Source organism: Nannocystis bainbridge, from assembly GCF_028368995.1.
GTDB lineage: Bacteria > Myxococcota_A > Polyangia > Nannocystales > Nannocystaceae > Nannocystis > Nannocystis bainbridge.
Map to the genome: position 1 here is coordinate 2,378,347 of NZ_JAQNDL010000003.1, position 17,100 is coordinate 2,395,446.

Below are 17,100 nucleotides of genomic sequence, written 5' to 3' on the forward strand. Positions count from 1 at the left end.
GCTTTTCACGAACGCCGCAACTCTAATAGTTGCAGTGCGGTGATTGGAGCGTGTGCACTTGTGCTTCGCGCTCGCCCACGATTGTCAGATCGCAGAAATGCCGACTGCAAGGCGACCTCCGACTCGCATCGATTCCCATGCGCAAAATGACTCGCCGCCCTCGGCAGGCACGGCATCGCGATCATTCATAGACGAGCATCGAGCCCCCAGCGACCGCCGGGCGCTCGGCATCTCGCTTCTGTTTCTAACCAGAGGAACCGAGGGACATGTACCTTCGTGCATGTCCTTCTTTTTTCTTAAAAAAAACGTCAACCTGGCTCGCGCGGCAGCGTCAGCGTGAACGTCGAGCCGCGGCCGGGTTCGCTGTCGGCGACGATGTCGCCGCCCATCAGGCGGGCGTAGCGGCGGCTGATCGCCAGGCCCAGGCCGGAGCCGCGCAGCTCGGCCTCGTGGTCGCCGTGGACCTGGGAGAAGTCGCGGAACAGCAGCGCCAGCTTGTCCGTGGGGATGCCGATGCCGGTGTCTCGCACCCTGACCGCCAGCGTGCCCTCGCCGGCCTCGATCGTGACATCGACCCCGCCGCGCTCGGTGAAGCGGATCGCGTTGGCGACCAGGTTGTAGACGATCTGGCGCACGCGGGTCGGATCGGCCACGATCGGCGCCGGGCCGCGGGCGACCTTCAGCGTCAGCGAGCGGCCGCGCAGCAGCGGGCGCACGGTCGCCTCGACGTCGGCCAGCAGCTCGCCGACATCGAACGGGCGCGGGCGCAGGCGCGGCTGGTCGAGCTCGAGCTGGGCGAATCCGAGGATGTCTTCGACGACCTCGAGCAGGTGCGTGCCGGCGCGGTGGATCGCCCGCAGGTCGTCGCCGCCGGCCGCTGGTGCGCCGGCGGGGCCCTCGAGCAGGAGCTCGCTGAGGCCGAGGATCCCGCCGAGCGGGGTGCGCAGCTCGTGGCCCATCGTGGCCAGGAACACGTCCTTGGCGCGCACCCCGGCGAGCGCCTGGTCGCGCGCGTGGGCCAGGTCGACCAGCTTGCGCCGCAGCTCGAGCTGCGCGATCACCTGCCGGCCGAGCACCGCCAGGCCCTGGCGCTGCACCGGATCGAGGCTGCGCGGCACCCGGTCGATCACGCACAGCGTGCCGAGCGGGAACCCGTCGGCGTTGACCAGCGGCGCCCCGGCGTAGAAGCGGATGTTCGGCTGCGACGCCACCAGCGGGTTGTCGGCGAAGCGCGGGTCGCAGCTCGCGTCTTCGACCTCGAACACCCCGCGCTGCAAGATCGCGTGCGAGCAGAACGCGATGTCGCGCGGCGTCTCGGGCGCGTCGAGCCCCACCCGCGCCTTGAACCACTGCCGCCCCGCGTCGACCAGGCTCACCAGCGCGATCGGGGTGCCGCACAGCTCCGAGGCGAACCGCGTCAGCTCGTCGAAGTCGACCTCGGGCGCGCTGTCGAGGACCGCGTAGCTGCGCAGCGCCGCCAGTCGCTCGAGTTCGTCCTGCGGGAGCGGTGCGACCTTCATGCATCTCAGCGTAGGCGAGCCCCCAGGGCCGCAGCAACACCGGGCCCGCGGCCTCGCGTCGCGCCGTCTGCGCCTGCGCTTCGGGGCGCACCGGAGCTGACCCTTGGGACATCTGATTTCGGCGCGCGCGCGGACAGCCGTCCGAGCTGTCCCATGAGACATGTCCCCCGAGCGTTCACGGACACGCGTCCGAACATGTCTCTGAGGACATGTTCGAACGGCTAGCCGCGCTTGTGCGCGAGCAGCCAGGCCTCGACGGCTTCGACCATGCGGACATCGCTGGCGGCCGCGGCGAGGGCGCGGGCCTCCTCGGCCACGTGTTCGGCGCGCTCGCTCTGGCCGGCGGCGGCCAGCGAGCGGGCCAGGCGGAACCCGCTGGCGTAGCGCAGCGACGGCTGGACCAGCTCCCCGCGGGCGCTGGCGACCGCGTAGGCGCGCTCGGCGACGGTGACCGCCTCCGGGGCCTGGCCGGCGCCGGCCAGGATCTCTGCCAGCACCTCGAGCGCGCTGGCGACGTAGGGCTCGTCGTCGCCCCACGCCCGCTCCGCGTCGACGATCGTCGCCCGGATCTCCGCCTCGGCCCCGGCGAGATCGCCCTGATGCAGCAGCGCCTTGGCCAGCCACACCCGCAGGCGGAACAGCTCCGGGTGCAGCGGGCGGGCGTCGATCGGCAGGCCCACGCTCGCGCGGCTCGCCCCCGCCAGCGCGCGGCGGACCAAACGTTCCGCCTGCGCCAGCTCGCCGCGCTGCATCAGCGCCTCGACCGCGCCGTTCGTCAGCTGCAGCGCGAGGTGGCTGTCGTCCGGCACCAGCCCGGCGACGCCTCGCTGCGCCCGCTCGAAGATCGCCGCGGCCGCGTCGGCCTCGCCGTGGCGCAGCGCCAGCATCCCGGCCGAGCGCAGGCTGCCGGCGAACTCCGGGTGGCGCTGGCAGCAGCCGGTGTCGGCCGCCGGCGCCGCGTCCTTCGTCGCGACCAGGCTCGCGTAATCGATCGCGGTCGCCATCGTCGCGCCCGGGTCGCACAGGCGGTCGCGCAGGGTCACGAGGGCGCGGTCGACGTGCTCCTGGGCCTTGTCGAGCAGGCCGAGGCTGGTGGCCGCGTCGGCGGCCAGGCGGAACAGCACGCTGACCTCGGGCAGGTGCGACGAGCCGGCCTGCTCGTGCATGGCGATCGCGCGCTCGAAGTGGCCGAGGGCCTCGGCGTAGCGGCCGGTGGCCAGCGCGACCTGGCCCTGGGCCTCGGCCAGGGCCGCGCGCTGGGGCGGCGCGCCGCCGCGGGCCAGCAGCGCCTCGACGTGGCGGACCCACCGCTCGGCGGCGTCGAAGTCGGCCAGGTGCACGCCGGTGACCTCGACCAGCTCGGTCGCCGCGGCGATCGCCACCCGCTCGCGGGCCGCCTCGAGGGCCGCGAAATAGGCGGTCTGAAGCGACAGCAGCGCGTCCTTCGGCCGGCCGCTGCTGACGAGCACGCGGCCGCGGGTCAGCTCGTAGTCGGCGCGCAGCGGCAGCCGGCCGTCCGGCAGCGTCAGCCCGTCGAGCACCGCCAGCGCCTCGGTGAACTTGCCGGCGCGGCGGTGGGCCTCGGCGGTGGCGATCGCCGCGTGCTGCCCGGCCAGCGCGCGCGCCAGCTCCGGGTCGTCCGGCGGCGCCGGGCGGCGCTGCAGCTCGAGCGGGTCGGCGCACGACTCGGGCGTCTCGAGCCCGGCCACCAGGTCGGAGGCGTGCACGGCGAACGCGGTGTCGGGGCGGCCGAACAGGTCGAGCACCGCCTCGAAGTCGCGCAGGCGATCGCCGAGGCAGGCCCGGCGCTGCTCGTAGAGCCCGCTCGACTGCTCGTGGCGGACCTCGGCGGCGACGCAGGCCTCGGCGGCGACATCGGCCCAGCGCTCGGCGTAGGCGTCGTACTGGCGGCGCGCCACCGTCCACGACTGCGCCACCGTCGGGTCGACCGCGCGCAGCGACGCGCCGACGCCGGCGAAGCGGGCCGGGTTCCACACCGCCGCGACCTCCTGACGGGCCCGATCTTCGCACACGCGAATGTCTACACCTGTCTGATAGGACAGGCCGGCACCGACCGCGGCCAGCCCCACGGTGAGGCCGGCGGCGGCCAGCCACGTGCCGCGGCGCGGCTCGACCACGCGGTCGATGGCGGCGATGAACGCGTCCATCGACGGGTGGCGGTGCTCGGGGCGGACCTGCAGCCCGCGCAGCACCGCGGCCCGCAGCGAGCGCGGGACCTTGGCGCTGCCGGGGTCGCGCAGGTGGCCGGCCAGCACCGCGCGCATCAGCTCGGCCAGGTTGTCGCCGGGGAACGGCCGGCCGCGGAACAGCGCCTCGTAGAGCGCCACGCACAGCGCGAACTGGTCGGAGCGGGCGTCGGCCCGGTCGCCGCGGAACTGCTCCGGGGCCATGTACGCCGGCGTGCCGATCAGCGAGCCGGTGACCGTCAGCGACGCGTCGAGCGCCCGCAGGCTGGCGGCGGCGAAGCTGCCGTCGCGGTCGCGGGTCCGCTCGAGGTCGGCGAACAGCTGCGGGTCGCTCTCGGCCCGGGCCAGGCCGAAGTCGAGCACGCGGACCCGGCCGTCGTCGCCGACCATCGCGTTCTGCGGCTTGAAGTCGCGGTGGACCAGCCCGGCCTCGTGCGCGGCGGCCAGGCCCGAGGCGGCCTGGCGGAACACGTCGACGACCTCGCGCCAGCTCCGTTGCTGTCGCTTGAGCCATGTACTCAAGGTCACGCCGTGCACGAACTCCATGGCCACGTAGACCTGGTCGAGGTGGGTCCCGACCTCGTGCACGCTGACGATGTTGGGGTGCGACAGCCGGGCCATCGCCTGGGCCTCGCGCAGCAGGCGGGTCCGCGCGTCGGCCTGCGAGGCGACGGTCGCCTCGGGGTGCAGCAGCTTGACCGCGACCTTGCGCTCGAGCTCCTCGTCGTAGGCGGCGTAGACCACCCCGGTGCCGCCGCGCCCGAGCTCGCGCAGGACCGTGAAGCGGCCGATCTTGGCCGGCGCCAGCGGCTCGTCGAACAGGCTGGCCATGATCGCCTGCTTGACGCGCTCGTTGGCGAAGTCGCCCTCGACCTGCGGGCGCAGGGCCTCGGGCGCGATCGTCGGGCCGATCATCGCCCGCCCCCCCGCTTCATCGCCTGCTTGGTCAGGAACTCGTCGATCTCCGACACCCACTTCTTGCTGTCCTTGCGCTGCTTGACCGCGAACGCGCGGGCCTCGTGGGCCAGCGCCAGCGCCCGCTGCTGCTCGCCGGTCTCGGCCAGCGCGGCCGCCAGGTGCCAGATCGCGTAGTAGTGCCAGTGCTCGTTGGCCGGGTTGGGGTCGCGGCGGGTCAGCGCCAGCGCCCGCTCGGCGAACGCCACCGCCGCCTCGGGCCGGCCCTCGAGGCGGCTCAGCTCGGCCAGGTTGAGCAGCGCCTGCGTCAGCCGCGGGTCGGTCGGGCCCCAGCTCTTCTCGGCGCGCGCCAGCGTGGCCGACAGCACGACCTCGGCCTCGTCGGGGCGCTTCGTCACCCGCAAGATCATGCCGAGGTAGTTGTGCATGTCGTAGTTGTCGCCGAGCAGGCGGTCGCTCGAGCGCTCGAGCACCGCGATCGCCTCGCGCAGCGGCTGCTCGGCCAGCTCCGGCTGCTTCATCGCCTCGTAGGCGAAGCCGGTGTTGGCCCACAGGGTCATGTACACGTGGTTGCGCTGGTTCGGCAGGTCGACCGCGGCGTCGAGCGCCTCCTTGAAGACCTTCAGCGCGCGCTCGTACTGGCCGTCGATGCGCAGCACCAGGCCGAGGCTGTTGTGGATCATCGCCACGTCGGGGTGCTGCGGCCCGAGCCTGGCCCGCATGATGGCGAGCGCGCGCTCCTGCTGGGCGATGGCCTCGCGGGTCTCGCCGGCGTTGACCAAATGGTCGCCGTAGAAGCGCAGCGCCCGGGCGAAGTCGGTCGTGTCCTCCTGACCGGCCGCGTGATAGAGGCGCAGCGCCTCGGTGAGGGCCTTGCGCGCCTCGCCGAGCTCGCCGGCCAGGTTGGCGATCGCCCCGCGGACCGTCAGCGCGCGGGCGCGGCGGATCGGGTCGTCGCTGCGGGCGGCGTAGATCTCGGCGTGCTTCAGCCAGTCGCGGCTGGCGAACGCGTCGTGCAGGCGGCGGCCGACCAGGTAGGCCAGGCGGGTCGCGGCGTCGATCGCAAACTCGTGGTGGCCGGCGGCGATGGCGACGAAGAACGCGTCCTCGAAGCTGCTGCGCGCCCCGAGGTAGTCGCCCTCGTTCTCGCGCACCGAGCCGCGGCGGAACGACAGCTCGGCCTGCACCGGCGAGTAGCCGGTCCCGGCCACCAGCGCCTCGGCGTCGCCCAGCAGCTTCAGCGCCTCGGCGAAGCGGCCGCCCAGCTCGAGCGCGTCGGCCCGCGTCAGCTCGGAGCGGGCCGCCGCGACCCGCTCGGCCACCGCGGCGTCGGGCGGGCGCACCTTGGCCCGCAGGTACTTGTCGTCGCTGCAGCTGGCGATCCGCGGCAGGCTGGCGGTCAGCTCGTCGACCCGCGTCACCAGCACGTCGTCGGGCCGCTGGAACATGTCGATCGCCGCCGCCAGGTGGTCGCGCCGCTCGCCCAGGCAGGTCATGCGCAGGTCGAGCTGCTCGGCCGACTCCTGCCGGCACGCCGCGCCGTACGCCTCGGCCCACTCGGCCCCGTAGGCGTCGAACGCCGCGGCCGCGCGCGACCAGGCGGCCGGCGCCTGGGCCACGCCCGACGCCGCCGCGACCTCGGCCAGGTGCTCGCGCCGCTGGTGGTTCCACACCGCCGACAGCCGCTCCTCGCCGCTGCACGCCTCGGCGAACGCACCTGTCTGCCAGGCCAGGCCGAGGCCGGCGCCGCCGACCAGCGTCGCCGCCACGGCGGCGATCGCCCAGCTGCGGCGCGCCGGCGGGCGGGCGAACGCGGCCAGCTCGGCCAGCAGCGGGCGCATGCTCGGCCAGCGCGCCGCGGGGTCACGGGCCAGGCCGCGCAGCAGCAGCGCGCGCACGGCTCGCGGCACCCCGGCCGGCGCCGGCAGGTCGCGGACCTGGCCGGCGAGCACGCTCGACATCAGCTCGGCCAGGGTGTCGCCCTTGAACGGCCGCTCGCGGTAGGCCGCCTCGAACAGGGCGACGCAGAACGCGAACTGGTCGGCGCGGGCGTCGACGCGGCCGCCCAGGAACTGCTCGGGGGACATGTACGCCGGCGTGCCGAGCATGACGCCGGTGACGGTGATCGAGGCGTCGAGCGAGCGCAGGTTGGCGACCGCGGACGCGTGCTCCTCGGCGGGCCGCATGTCCCCGAGGCCAGGTGCCGGCCCGGGCTCGAGCTCGGCGCGGGCCAGGCCGAAGTCGAGCACGCGCGCGCGGCCGTCGCTGCCGACCATCACGTTGGCCGGCTTGAAGTCGCGGTGGACCAGCCCGGCCTCGTGCGCGGCCTGCAGCCCGGCGCCGGCCTGCACGAACGTCGCGGCGATCTCGGCGAAGCTGCGCCGCTGCCGCTTGAGCCACGAGTGCAGCGTCATCCCGTGGACGAACTCCATCGCCACGTAGACCTGACGCCCGAACGTCCCGACCTCGTGCACGCCGACGATGTTGGCGTGCGACACCCGGGCCATCGCCTGCGCCTCGCGCATCAGCCGGAGCCGCGCCACGTCCTCGCGGGTCTCGGAGTGCAGCAGCTTGACCGCGACCTTGCGGTCGAGCTGCTCGTCGAAGGCGGCGTAAACCACCCCGGTGCCGCCGCGCCCGAGCTCGCGCAGGACCGTGAAGCGGCCGATCTTCGCCGGCGCGGGCACTTCCTCGAGGCGCGGCGAACGGGCGAGCGGCCGGGTGTCGGCCGGGACCAGCGGGATCAGCGTCGGCGCGTTCGGATCGATCTGCCGCCCGTCCGGCGTGGCCCCGGCCGGCGTGTGCTGCAGCGTCTGCTCGCCCGACGAGGAGGACGACGACAACGCGCGGATTCGGTCTCGAAACGCTGGCATGACGGCCGCTTTCAGGGTGCTGTCCCAAAGTCGGGGCCCTGGATCGCGGCCCTTGAACTTTTTTCGCTACGGCAGACCCGGAGGATGGTGACGGGGCTTTCCCGGGCGAGGAAGTCCTCGTTCGCAGAGAACCGGCCCGGTGATAGGCCTCTCAACGCGCAAGAACGCGCCGCTCTTCCCGCCAGCAGCGCCGATTCAGCGAATGGCGCCAGGTTTGCGGCGAACGGGCGAACCCTCATGGACCGAAGCGAAACCGCGCATCCATGGTTGGGGCCGGAAAACCCCAGACCAAATCGCCGTGCGTGCGAATTCGCGCCGACGAGCAAGCCCCCCGCTGGCCGGGCCGATCTCCCCGGGGACCGACCTGCAGCCGCGAGCCCCGGCCCCGCGAAGCGCCGGGGCGCGGCTCCCTGTTAGCATCGCGGCCCGGTGGTGGACGACAGCGACACGGCGCTCGTGGACGCCTGGCGCGGCGGCGACCGGGAGGCCGGAAAGCGCCTGTTCTCGCGCCACTACGCCGCGATCGCCCGGTTCTTCCGCAACAAGGTCGGGGAGGCCGGGCCGGACCTGATCCAGCGGACCTTCCTCGCCTGTCTCGAGGGCCGCGAGCGCTTCCGTCACGAGGCGGCCTTTCGCAGCTACCTGTTCGCCATCGCCTACAAGATCCTCTGCAAGCACTACCGCGAGCAGCGGCGCGACGAGGCGCGGGTCGATTTCGCGGAGGACTCGGCGCACGAGCTGTCGTCGCCGATCAGCGCGGTCGAGGCGCGGCAGGAGCAGCGGCTGCTGCTCGAGGGTCTGCGGCGGCTCCCGGTCGACTATCAGGTCGTGCTCGAGCTGCACTACTGGGAGGGCATCACCGCCGCCGAGCTGGCCGAGGTGTTGGCGATCCCCGTCGGCACCGCCAAGACCCGCCTGCGTCGCGGCCGCGAGCTGCTCGAGGCGCGCCTGCACGAGCTCAGCACCTCGGCGGAGCTGCTGCGCAGCACCCTGGCCAACCTCGACGCCTGGGCCGCCCGCCTGCGCGTCCAGGTGCTCGGCGACGATCCGGATCTTTAACCTGTCCTTTGGGACATCTTGCGCATCGGCGGTCGGCGACGAACTTGGCGACCTGTCCTCAGGGACAGCCGCCTGGAATGCGCGTGCAGCGAGGCTTGACCGGCGCTCGGGCTGCCGATAAGAGCTGAAGTCGACGATGTTCGCCGTCGCCTTGGGCCTGTGTTTCCTCGTCTCTGCCGTCGAGCCGGCCCCTGCTGGCGAGGCTGCGGGGACGGACGCCGAGGTTGCTCCCGCGCCTGCCGATGCGCCGCAGACCGGCGACGCCGGGCCCGCGCCGCGCCTCGACGACGAGCGCGCCCCGGCTGCGCCGCAGACCGGCGACCCTGCGCCCGCGCCGCGCCTCGACGACGAGCGCGCCCCGGCTGCGCCGCAGGCCTTCGACGACGAGCGGCCCGGGCCGGCGCGGCGGACCGACGCACGCGACCTCGCGCCTCCCGCTCCGGAGCCGAGCGGGCTGCGCCTGCCGGGCACCTACTTGCACGTCGCTCCCGGGATCGCCGCCTTCAACGTGCTCGATCCGGACTTTCGCTTCTATGCCTGGGGCATCAGCGGCGGCCGTTCAGTGGTCCGTGGCCGGCGCTTCGCGGCGCAACTCGGCGGGTTCTTCGAGCACCTGGTCGGCCCGCGCCAGCCCGCCGTCGACCTGGTGCGCTTCGGCGGCGAGTTCCGCGTCGGCGCGAGCAACGAGCGGGTGTTCGGCTACGGCCTGGCGCGCGCGGGGCCTCGACATCCTGGTGGTCCCCAAGGACATGTTCGCCGGGCCAGGTCGACGAGCCCCGCTGTTCTTCCTGGTCTCGCTCGGCGCCGGCGTACAGGGGGCGCTCGGGCCGCGGAGGCGGCTGCTGCTGGGCGTGGAGCCCTCGTTCGAGTTCACCTGGCCGGGCGTGCTCGTGCTGTTCAGGACGCGGGCGTTCGTCGGCTGGCGGTTCGGATAGTGGCAGCATTGCCACGGCCCGCGCGGGTGACCTGTCCTCCGGGACATCTAGGGCCGCGGCCCGATTCGCCGGCCCCGCTCCTACTGGTTTGACGATTGTGCGGGCGGCCCGCGGACCGTCCCCGCTCCTACTATGTTGGCACCGCCGGCTCGCCGACCGCCACGGTCACCAGCGTCTCGTGCTGTTCCGGGGTCAGCAGGACCGGCGGCAGCGTGCGGTACAGCTCGGCGATGTCGCGGTGCTCGGGCTCGTCGTTGTAGGCGGCGGCTGGCACGTCGGCGGTGTGCGGCGGCAGCTTGACGAAGTCTGTCTCGAGGGCCAGGTTCAGGCGGCCTTCGCAATAACAAGGGTTGTGGCGGTCGATGTGGCCGCAGCGGGGCGCCAGGTAGTCTTCGAGGCGGCGGCGGGCGCGGGTGAGGCGGACGCGGAAGGCGCTCTCCTTGATCCCCAGCAGCTCGGCGGCGGCCGCGGGCGGGAAGCCGAACAGGTCGGTGACCACGAACGAGACCCGCACGCCCGGCGGCAGCGCCCCCAGCACCGACGCCAGGCAGGTCCGCTTGAGCTCCCACAGCAGCACCGGCACGCGCGCCAGGTCGCCCTCGATCGGCGGCTTGTCGGGGTCGATCGGCTGCGTCTCCTCGCTGCGCAGCATGTTGTCGAGGATGACGAAGCTGTGGTCGGCCTTGCGGCCCAGCGTGTCCTCGATCCCGCGGGCCAGCCTGCCGAGCAGGTAGTCGCCGGGGCGACCGGCGGCCAGCAGCGCCTCGCGGTCGACGTTGCGCAGCGCCTCGCGGACCTGGACGAATGCCTCGTCACGCGCGCCGCACATCACGTATGCGAATGCGTAGAGGCGCGGGATCGCGGCGCGAACCAGGGTCGCGAGCTCGGTCGGGTTTGACATCGGGGGGCGAGTTCAATCTAGCATCATTCGCTCGGCTTGGGTCGCGGGGCGGTGCTAGCGCAGCTGCGGCTCGAGGGCGGCCCAGAACCTCGCCTGCATCGTCTCGTCGCCGGTCAGCCCGCCGAGGCGATTGATCTCCTGCATGCCGGTCGGGCTGGTCACATTGATCTCGGTGAGGAATTCGCCGAGCACGTCGATGCCGACGAAGAATTGGCCCCGATCGCGCACGAAAGGCCCCACGGCGGCGCAGATCTCCCGGTCGCGGGCGCTGAGCCGGGTCAGCGCCGCGCTGCCCCCAGCATGGAAATTGTTGCGCAGCTCGCCGTCGGCCGGCACCCGCATCACGGCCCCGATCGCCTCGCCGTCCACCAACAAGATGCGTTTGTCGCCGTGCTTCGCGGCGGGCACAAACTCTTGCGCGATGGTCCACGTGCGGCCGTCGTGGGTCGCCAGTTCGAACAGCGTGCTGAGGTTCGGATCGCCGTCGCGAGCGATCAGCACCTCGCGTCCGCCGAATCCGAACACCGGCTTGAGAATCATCTGCCCGCCGAGTTCGGCGAGCGCGTCGCGGAGGTCGCCGATCGTGCGCAGCAAGAAGGTGCGCGGGATGAACTGCGGGAAGTCGAGGATCGCCAGCTTCTCGCTCAGGTCGCGCAGGCCCTGCGGTTGATTGATCACCAGCGTGTGGCTGACCGCCCGGTCGAGGCACCACGTCGCGGTCACGAAATCGGGGTCGACCGGCGGGTCCTTGCGCATCACCACCACCCGGAAGCTGGCCAGCGCGCGCACCTGCGGGTCGCCGGTCGGGGCGAGCGGCGCGCCGGGCTCGTGCAGCCCGAGCGGGGTGGCCCGGGCGACGGCGTCGGCGCCGCGCAGCAGCAGCCCCGGCAGCTCGACCGACCACGGCTGGTAGCCGCGCCGCAGCGCCTCGGCGATCATCAGGTACGAGCTGTCCTTCTTGGGGTGGATCGTCTCGAGCGGGTCGAGGACGAAGAGCACGTCCCCCCGGGCATGCTTGGCGGTCGGCATGGCCCCAGGATACCCGCTCGGGGGCGGTCCCGCGCCCGCAGGAAATTTGGAGGTGCATGTCCTACATGCACATACTTGTGGACCCATGGCCGCCCGACAACCGCGAGCTGCATCCGCGCCCAAGGCGCAATTGCCCGAACCGGGCTGGGCGAAGGTCCAAAAGGTCCAGCTCATCCGGCGGGAGATCCGCGAGGTGCTGGCCCCCAGCGCGCTCGAGCTGCTCTTCAAGTACGGCGAGCTAGTGATCGAGGCCGGGCCGGAGCTCGGTCGCGGCAGGCGCGCGCCAGGCCAGCGGTTCTACGCGACGGTGATGGTGACGGTCGACCTGCGCCGCTGCGCCGCCCACTTCTGCGAGCCGGCCGACGTGGCGACCGCGGACAAGCTGGCGGAGCTGATGCTGGGGAGCGCGCGGGTGCGGCAGAAGCTCGTCGTCCTGGCACGAGGTGAGCTGGCGCGACTGGCGGGTGTGCCAGCCGCGCAGCTGCTGGTGGAGATCGATCATCACGTGCGCAGCGAGGGGCCGCGCGTCTTCATCGACGGCGATGCCATGGTATCGCTGGAGACCGCACGCGAGGCGAGCAAGCGATGAGCGAGACGAACGAGACCAGCATGGCATCGGACCCGTCGGCGCCGTCGGCGTACGCGGTGCGCGACGTGTCGCGCCTGTTCGAGCTGCCCGAGAGCCGCCTGCGCTACTGGGCCCAGACCGGCTTCATCAGCCCTTCGATAAGGGTCCGCGGCCGCACCTTCTACAGCTTCCGCGACCTCATCGCCATCAAGGTCGCGCGCGAGCTGCTGGGCGCCGGGATGCCGCTGCAGCGGGTGCGCCGCAGCCTCGACTCGCTGCGCGTCAAGCTGCCCGAGGTCGACCAACCGCTGTCCCGCCTGCGCGTCCGCTGCGAGCACGAGCGCGTGGTGGTCGAGGACCAGACCCACAGCTTCGAGGCCGCGACCGGCCAGGTGCTGCTCGACCTCAACGTGCAGACGCTGCATCAAGAGGTCGCGCAGGTGCTGGCGATGCCGCGCCTGCACGGGCCGACGCCCGAGCGCAGCGCGTACGAGTGGTTCCTCCACGCGTGCGACCGCGAGGCCGCGTGGAGCGGCGACGACCCCGACGACCCGGCGTTCACCGAGGCCCGCGAGGCCTACGACCGCGCGCTCGACCTCGACCCCGAGTTCGCCGCGGCCTACACCAACCTCGGCGCGCTGCTGGCCGCCGTCGGCGACCTCGACGGCGCCCGCGACCACTTCGACCAGGCGCTGCGCTGCGACCCGGGCCAGCACGAGGCCCAGGCCAACCTGGCGGCCCTGGCCCTCAGGACAGGTGACCCGGAGACGGCGATCGCCGGCTACCGCCAGCTGCTGCGCACCGCGCCCGACTCGCTCGAGGCCCACTACGGGCTGGCCCGCGCGCTGCTGGCCGTCGGCGGCAAGGGCCAGGCGCTGGCCCACCTCGAGCGCTTCATCGCCGGCGTCGACGGCCTGGCCACCGCCCAGCAGGCCGGCTCGCTGCGCGAGCGCCGACAACACGCGACCCGGGTGGTCGCCGCCCTCCGCCGCGAGCTCGGCTCGGGCTGACCGGAGCGCCGATGTCCGAGTCCCCGCGGCCGCTGCGAGCACCCGGACGCGAGCGCTGCCTCGAGCGCCTCGTCGACCAACTCGGCGGCGGTGAGCTCGGCCGCACGTTCGGCCTGCGCCGCCTCGCCGGCCTGCCCGACCTGCGGGCCCAGGTCCCGCTGCACGACGCCCGCGCCCACGCGGCCCGCGTCGAGCCGCTGCTCGACCTCGACGGCCCGGCCGACGCCGGCGCGGCCGCCGAGCGCGAGGAGGTCGTGCTGGTCTGGAAGACATGGCTCTCCGAGCATGTCCGATCGAGCATGTCCCCGGGGGCACCCCTGCGCGCCGGCCTGCTGCAGGCCCGCCGGGCCGACCCCGCGGTCGACGCGATCGCCGAGGACGACCTCGCGGCGCTCGGGGCCGAGGTGCTGCGCCTGCACGCGATCGACGACCCGGCGGCGGCGCTGGAGCGGCTGGCCGCGTTCGCACCTGGCCTTTTGGTCAGCCCGAGCGCGGCCGCGTTCGCCTGCCTCGAGGAGCAGGTCCGCGGGCCGCTCGAGCGCCGCCTGCCCGACCTGCGGCTGCTGCTGGCCAGCTTCGACGTGCGCCTGCAACTGCGCGCCCGCGCCGAGCTGCACGCGGCCGGGTGGATCGATCCGCGCGCGGGCCGGCTCGGGCTGCCGTCGCTGCGCCCGCCGGCCCGCGGCTTCACCCTGGCCCTGGCCAGCGCGATCCTCGAGCTGCTGCCGCCGAGCGACGACCGCCGCGGCTCGGCCGAGGCGGCGGCGCTGTGGCCCGAGCACGCGATCGTCGGCGAGCGCTACGAGCTGGTGGTGTCCTCGGGCACAGGTTGCCTGCGCCTGCGCACCGGCGAGTTCGTGCGCGTGGTCGGCTTCGACCCGCCGACGGCCCTGGTCCCGTTCCCCCGCCCCCGCGTGGTCCGCCTGCCCGCGCCCGACCCGGCGGTGCCGCTGGCCGGGCTGTCGCTGCCGGGCGCCGAGCTGGCCGCGAGCGTGCGCGCGGCGTTCCGCCCGGAGGACCCGGCCCTGGTGGCAGCGACGGTCCGGCCCGACCCCCAGAGCGTGGCCGACGACCCGTCGCCGGCAGAGTCGCGCCCGAACCACTTCGCCGACACGGAGCTGGGCTCGGCCGACGTGTCGGGCGTCCGCCAACCACTGCGCGCGACGGGATTGCACGTGCAGGTCGAGGTGCAAGGCGTGGCGCGAGCCGACTTCCGCGCCCGCCTCGGCCGCTCGATCGACGACGACCTGATCCGCCGCAGCCCGGCGTACGCCCACCTCCGCGCCGCCCGCCAGCTACGCCCGCCACGGGTCGAGCTGGTCCCGCCGGGCGCGTTCAAGGAAGCGTGGGACCAGGCAGCGCGCCGCCTCGACCACAAGGTGGCCGGACCCGTCGTGCGAGTGCTCGAGCACTGAGATGTCCCATGGGACATGTCTAACAAGACATGCCCGCCAGGCGCGCGATCTCGACACCTCGCTGCCGCCTGTCGACCGGGCTACGCTGCGGCCATGCACGAGGACGACGCGGTGCTCCTGAGCGCCTGGGGGGCCGGCGACGGCGAGGCTGGCAGCCGCCTGTTCACCCGCCACTACCGCTCGGTGTACCGCTTCTTCAGCAACAAGCTGGCCAGCCTGGCCGCGGTCGAGGACCTGGTCCAGCAGACCTTCACCGCCTGCGTCGAGGCTCGCGCGCGCTTCCGCGGCGACGCCAGCTTCCGCACCTTCGTGCTGGCGATCGCCCGCAACCTCCTGCTCAAGCACCTCCGCGACCGCCGCAAAGACCCGGACATCGACGCCGACGCGGTCTCGCTGGCCGACTGCGGCCTCGGGGCCAGCACCGTCGTCGGCATGCGGCGCGAGCAGCAGCTCCTGCTCACCGCCCTGCGGCGGATCGCCATCGACTCGCAGGTCGTGTTCGAGATGACCTACTGGGAGCAGATGCCGGCCAGGGAGATCGCCGCGATCCTCGGCGAGACCGAGGCCGCGATCCGCGGCCGCCTGCGCAAGGCCAAGCTCGAGCTGCGCGGCGCGATCGAGGCCCTCGCGCGCACCCCCGACGAGGTCTCGTCGACGATCGACGGCCTCGACCGTTGGGCTGACGGCCTTCGCAATTACTGGGACGCCGGGCGCTGAGCCGAGGCGCTCACGCGCCACACCCCGAGGTCACCGTGAAGGCGGCGCCCGAGGCCAGCATCGGCTCGGCGCTGAGGCCCGTGCATCGCGCCAGCGCGGCGCTGGGACCGCGAAACCGACGATCCGTCTCATTCCATACCGTTCGCACGAATGGCACGAGTCTCGACATGATCGCTGGCGCAGCAATGCACAGGGCGCCCATTGGGCGCCCATTGGGCGCCCATCGCATTCATCGCATTCGCCAGCGCGATCTCGGCAGTATCCGCCGTCTCGAAGCCTGTGATAGAGAGATTGCCATGGCTGTCTACATCATCATCTTCGAGGCCAACGACCAGGTCCAGGGCCGGCCGTCCATCCCCGACGAGATCCATCAATACGGCTCCTGGCAGCAGGTCACCGAGCAGACCTTCATCCTCATCACGGATCAATCGCCCGGCGACATCTACGACCACCTCAAGGCCGCCCTCGACGGTCACCACAAGCTCTACATCTTCACCCAGAGCGGGAGCTGGTTCGGCTTCGGCCCGGACGACCTCAACAAATGGGTGTACGACAACGTACCCGGCTGATGCGCTCGATGGGCGTGCTCGACCGAGCATGAATGCTCATTCTTCATGAGCATGAAAAAAGCCGCCGGCGCGCCGCCTCGAGCTCGAGGCAGGCGCGCCGGCGCGGTTCAGGCGTGGAGCCCGATCAGGACTGCGGCTTCTGCTTGGCCATCTCGGCCTTCATGCGCTCGGCCATCTGCTCGGGGGTGACATCTTCCTTGTGGGTGGCGATGCCCCAAGCCATGCCCGCGGGGTCGAGGATCATGCCGTAGCGGTCGCCCCAGAACTGGTCGCCCAGCGGCATGAGCGGCTTGGCGCCGGCCGACTGGGCCCTGGCGAACACCGCGTCGGCGTCGGTCACGTAGTGGTGGAAGGTCAGCGGCGTGCCCTTGAAGTCGGCGATCGACTTGCTGCCCATCTCGGGGAAGGCGTCGGACAGCATGACGACGCTGTCGCCGATCGCCAGCTCCGCGTGCATCACCTTCTTGCCGTCGTTCGAAAGCATGCGCGGCGACTTCTCGGTCGCGCCGAACGCGGCCTTGTAGAACTCGATCGCCGCGTTGGCGTCGGCCACCACGAAGCTCGGGGTGATCGCGTGGTACTCCTTCGGCATCTTCTCGGTCGCCGGGGTGCCGGCGATCTTCTTCCACGCCGGGGCCGCGCCCTTCTTCGGCTTCTTCTTGGTCGGCGCGAGGGCGATCTTGGCGCGCTCGGCGATCTGCTCGGGCGTCAGGTCCTCGACGTGGCTGGCGATCGCCCAGCGATGGCCGAACGGGTCGGTGACCTCGCCCCAGCGGTCGCCCCAGAACTGGTCCTCGGCGGGCATCCCGACCTTGGCGCCGGCGGCGGTCAGGGCGGCGATGGTGGCGTCGACGTCGGGCGAGTACATCAGCAGCAGCGCCGGCGAGCCGCCGAGCGACTGCGGGCCCTTCATGTCGCCCGACTCCTCGTCGATCATGAGGATCGAGTCGCCGATCTTGACCTCGGCGTGGATCGCCTTGCCGCCCTCGCCGGGGATCGTCAGCACCTTCGTGGCGCCGAGGTTCTTGGTGTAGAACTCGACCGCGTCGTCGACGCCCTTGACGATGATCTGCGGGGTGATCGCGTGGAAACCCTCGGGGATCGGCTTGACCTCGGCCTTGGGCGGCTCGGGTGCCGGCGCCGGCGGAGCGGAGGCCGTCGAATCAGGGATGGCGGTGTCGGTCTTCGGCGAATTGCTGCAACCCAGGGGGAGCAGCGTCAACGCGATGAACAGGACTGAGGGGTGGGTCTTGGTCATGGGGTGGGGAACCTTGCAAAGCGGCGCGCAAATGTCCAGCGACCTGATCCGTGTTCTTTACGCAAACCCGCATAATTCGAGCGAAACCCCAGTCGCTGGGGGCCTCGTTGCCCACGGCGAATCG

The 17,100-nt window shown here is 72.6% G+C and carries 14 protein-coding genes; 7 read left to right on the plus strand and 7 right to left on the minus strand.

Annotated elements, in window-relative coordinates; all coding sequences use genetic code 11:
• Positions 1-308: 308 nt before the first annotated feature.
• The 3 genes from POL25_RS34675 to POL25_RS34685 form a co-directional block, all read right to left on the minus strand.
• Complete coding sequence (locus POL25_RS34675; RefSeq protein ID WP_272090595.1) at positions 309-1,520, minus strand: GAF domain-containing sensor histidine kinase; 1,212 nt, start codon at positions 1,518-1,520, stop codon at positions 309-311.
• A gap of 221 nt (positions 1,521-1,741) precedes the next feature.
• The gene (locus tag POL25_RS34680; protein WP_272090596.1) at positions 1,742-4,642 is read right to left on the minus strand and encodes a serine/threonine-protein kinase; all 2,901 of its coding nucleotides are present in this window, start codon (positions 4,640-4,642) and stop codon (positions 1,742-1,744) included.
• Positions 4,639-7,485 carry a serine/threonine-protein kinase gene (locus POL25_RS34685; protein WP_272090597.1) on the minus strand — a complete coding sequence of 949 codons (2,847 nt, stop codon included), beginning with the start codon at positions 7,483-7,485 and terminating at the stop codon, positions 4,639-4,641. The genes POL25_RS34680 and POL25_RS34685 overlap by 4 nt, the downstream gene beginning before the upstream one ends.
• A 459-nt stretch (positions 7,486-7,944) precedes the next feature.
• Here POL25_RS34685 and POL25_RS34690 point away from each other — a divergent pair, with 459 nt between their 5' ends.
• Positions 7,945-8,574 carry an RNA polymerase sigma factor gene (locus POL25_RS34690; RefSeq protein WP_272090598.1) on the plus strand — a complete coding sequence of 210 codons (630 nt, stop codon included), beginning with the start codon at positions 7,945-7,947 and terminating at the stop codon, positions 8,572-8,574.
• Between the two features lie 559 nt (positions 8,575-9,133).
• On the opposite strand, the gene POL25_RS34695 is transcribed toward POL25_RS34690, so the two are convergent.
• On the minus strand, positions 9,134-9,325 hold the full coding sequence (locus tag POL25_RS34695; protein ID WP_272090599.1) for a hypothetical protein: 192 nt from the start codon (positions 9,323-9,325) through the stop codon (positions 9,134-9,136).
• On the opposite strand from POL25_RS34695, the gene POL25_RS34700 reads away from it, so the two are divergent.
• Complete coding sequence (locus tag POL25_RS34700; protein WP_272090600.1) at positions 9,324-9,509, plus strand: hypothetical protein; 186 nt, start codon at positions 9,324-9,326, stop codon at positions 9,507-9,509. The two genes, POL25_RS34695 and POL25_RS34700, sit on opposite strands and share 2 nt — an antisense overlap.
• A gap of 130 nt (positions 9,510-9,639) precedes the next feature.
• On the opposite strand, the gene POL25_RS34705 is transcribed toward POL25_RS34700, so the two are convergent.
• Together POL25_RS34705 and gshB are read right to left on the minus strand one after the other, a co-directional pair.
• Positions 9,640-10,410, minus strand: a complete 771-nt coding sequence (locus POL25_RS34705; RefSeq protein ID WP_272090601.1) for an RNA polymerase sigma factor — start codon at positions 10,408-10,410, stop codon at positions 9,640-9,642.
• Positions 10,411-10,464: 54 nt separating this feature from the next.
• On the minus strand, positions 10,465-11,439 hold the full coding sequence (gene gshB / locus POL25_RS34710; RefSeq protein ID WP_272090602.1) for a glutathione synthase: 975 nt from the start codon (positions 11,437-11,439) through the stop codon (positions 10,465-10,467).
• 85 nt (positions 11,440-11,524) lie between these two features.
• On the opposite strand from gshB, the gene POL25_RS34715 reads away from it, so the two are divergent.
• From POL25_RS34715 to POL25_RS34735, 5 genes are all read left to right on the plus strand, one after another.
• Positions 11,525-12,028 carry a hypothetical protein gene (locus POL25_RS34715; RefSeq protein WP_272090603.1) on the plus strand — a complete coding sequence of 168 codons (504 nt, stop codon included), beginning with the start codon at positions 11,525-11,527 and terminating at the stop codon, positions 12,026-12,028.
• A complete protein-coding gene (locus tag POL25_RS34720) occupies positions 12,025-13,017 on the plus strand; it encodes a helix-turn-helix domain-containing protein (protein WP_272090604.1) in 993 nt (330 codons plus the stop codon). Before POL25_RS34715 ends, POL25_RS34720 begins: the two co-directional genes overlap by 4 nt.
• 11 nt (positions 13,018-13,028) lie before the next feature.
• Positions 13,029-14,432, plus strand: coding sequence for a GH3 domain-containing protein (locus POL25_RS34725; protein ID WP_272090605.1), 1,404 nt, complete (start codon positions 13,029-13,031; stop codon positions 14,430-14,432).
• A 93-nt stretch (positions 14,433-14,525) separates the two neighbouring features.
• Positions 14,526-15,149, plus strand: coding sequence for an RNA polymerase sigma factor (locus POL25_RS34730; protein WP_272090606.1), 624 nt, complete (start codon positions 14,526-14,528; stop codon positions 15,147-15,149).
• A 296-nt stretch (positions 15,150-15,445) separates the two neighbouring features.
• The gene (locus tag POL25_RS34735; RefSeq protein WP_272090607.1) at positions 15,446-15,718 is read left to right on the plus strand and encodes a hypothetical protein; all 273 of its coding nucleotides are present in this window, start codon (positions 15,446-15,448) and stop codon (positions 15,716-15,718) included.
• A gap of 124 nt (positions 15,719-15,842) precedes the next feature.
• On the opposite strand, the gene POL25_RS34740 is transcribed toward POL25_RS34735, so the two are convergent.
• Entirely contained in the window at positions 15,843-16,976 is a 1,134-nt protein-coding gene (locus POL25_RS34740) for a VOC family protein (protein WP_272090608.1), read from the minus strand.
• Between the last annotated feature and the right edge of the window lie 124 nt (positions 16,977-17,100).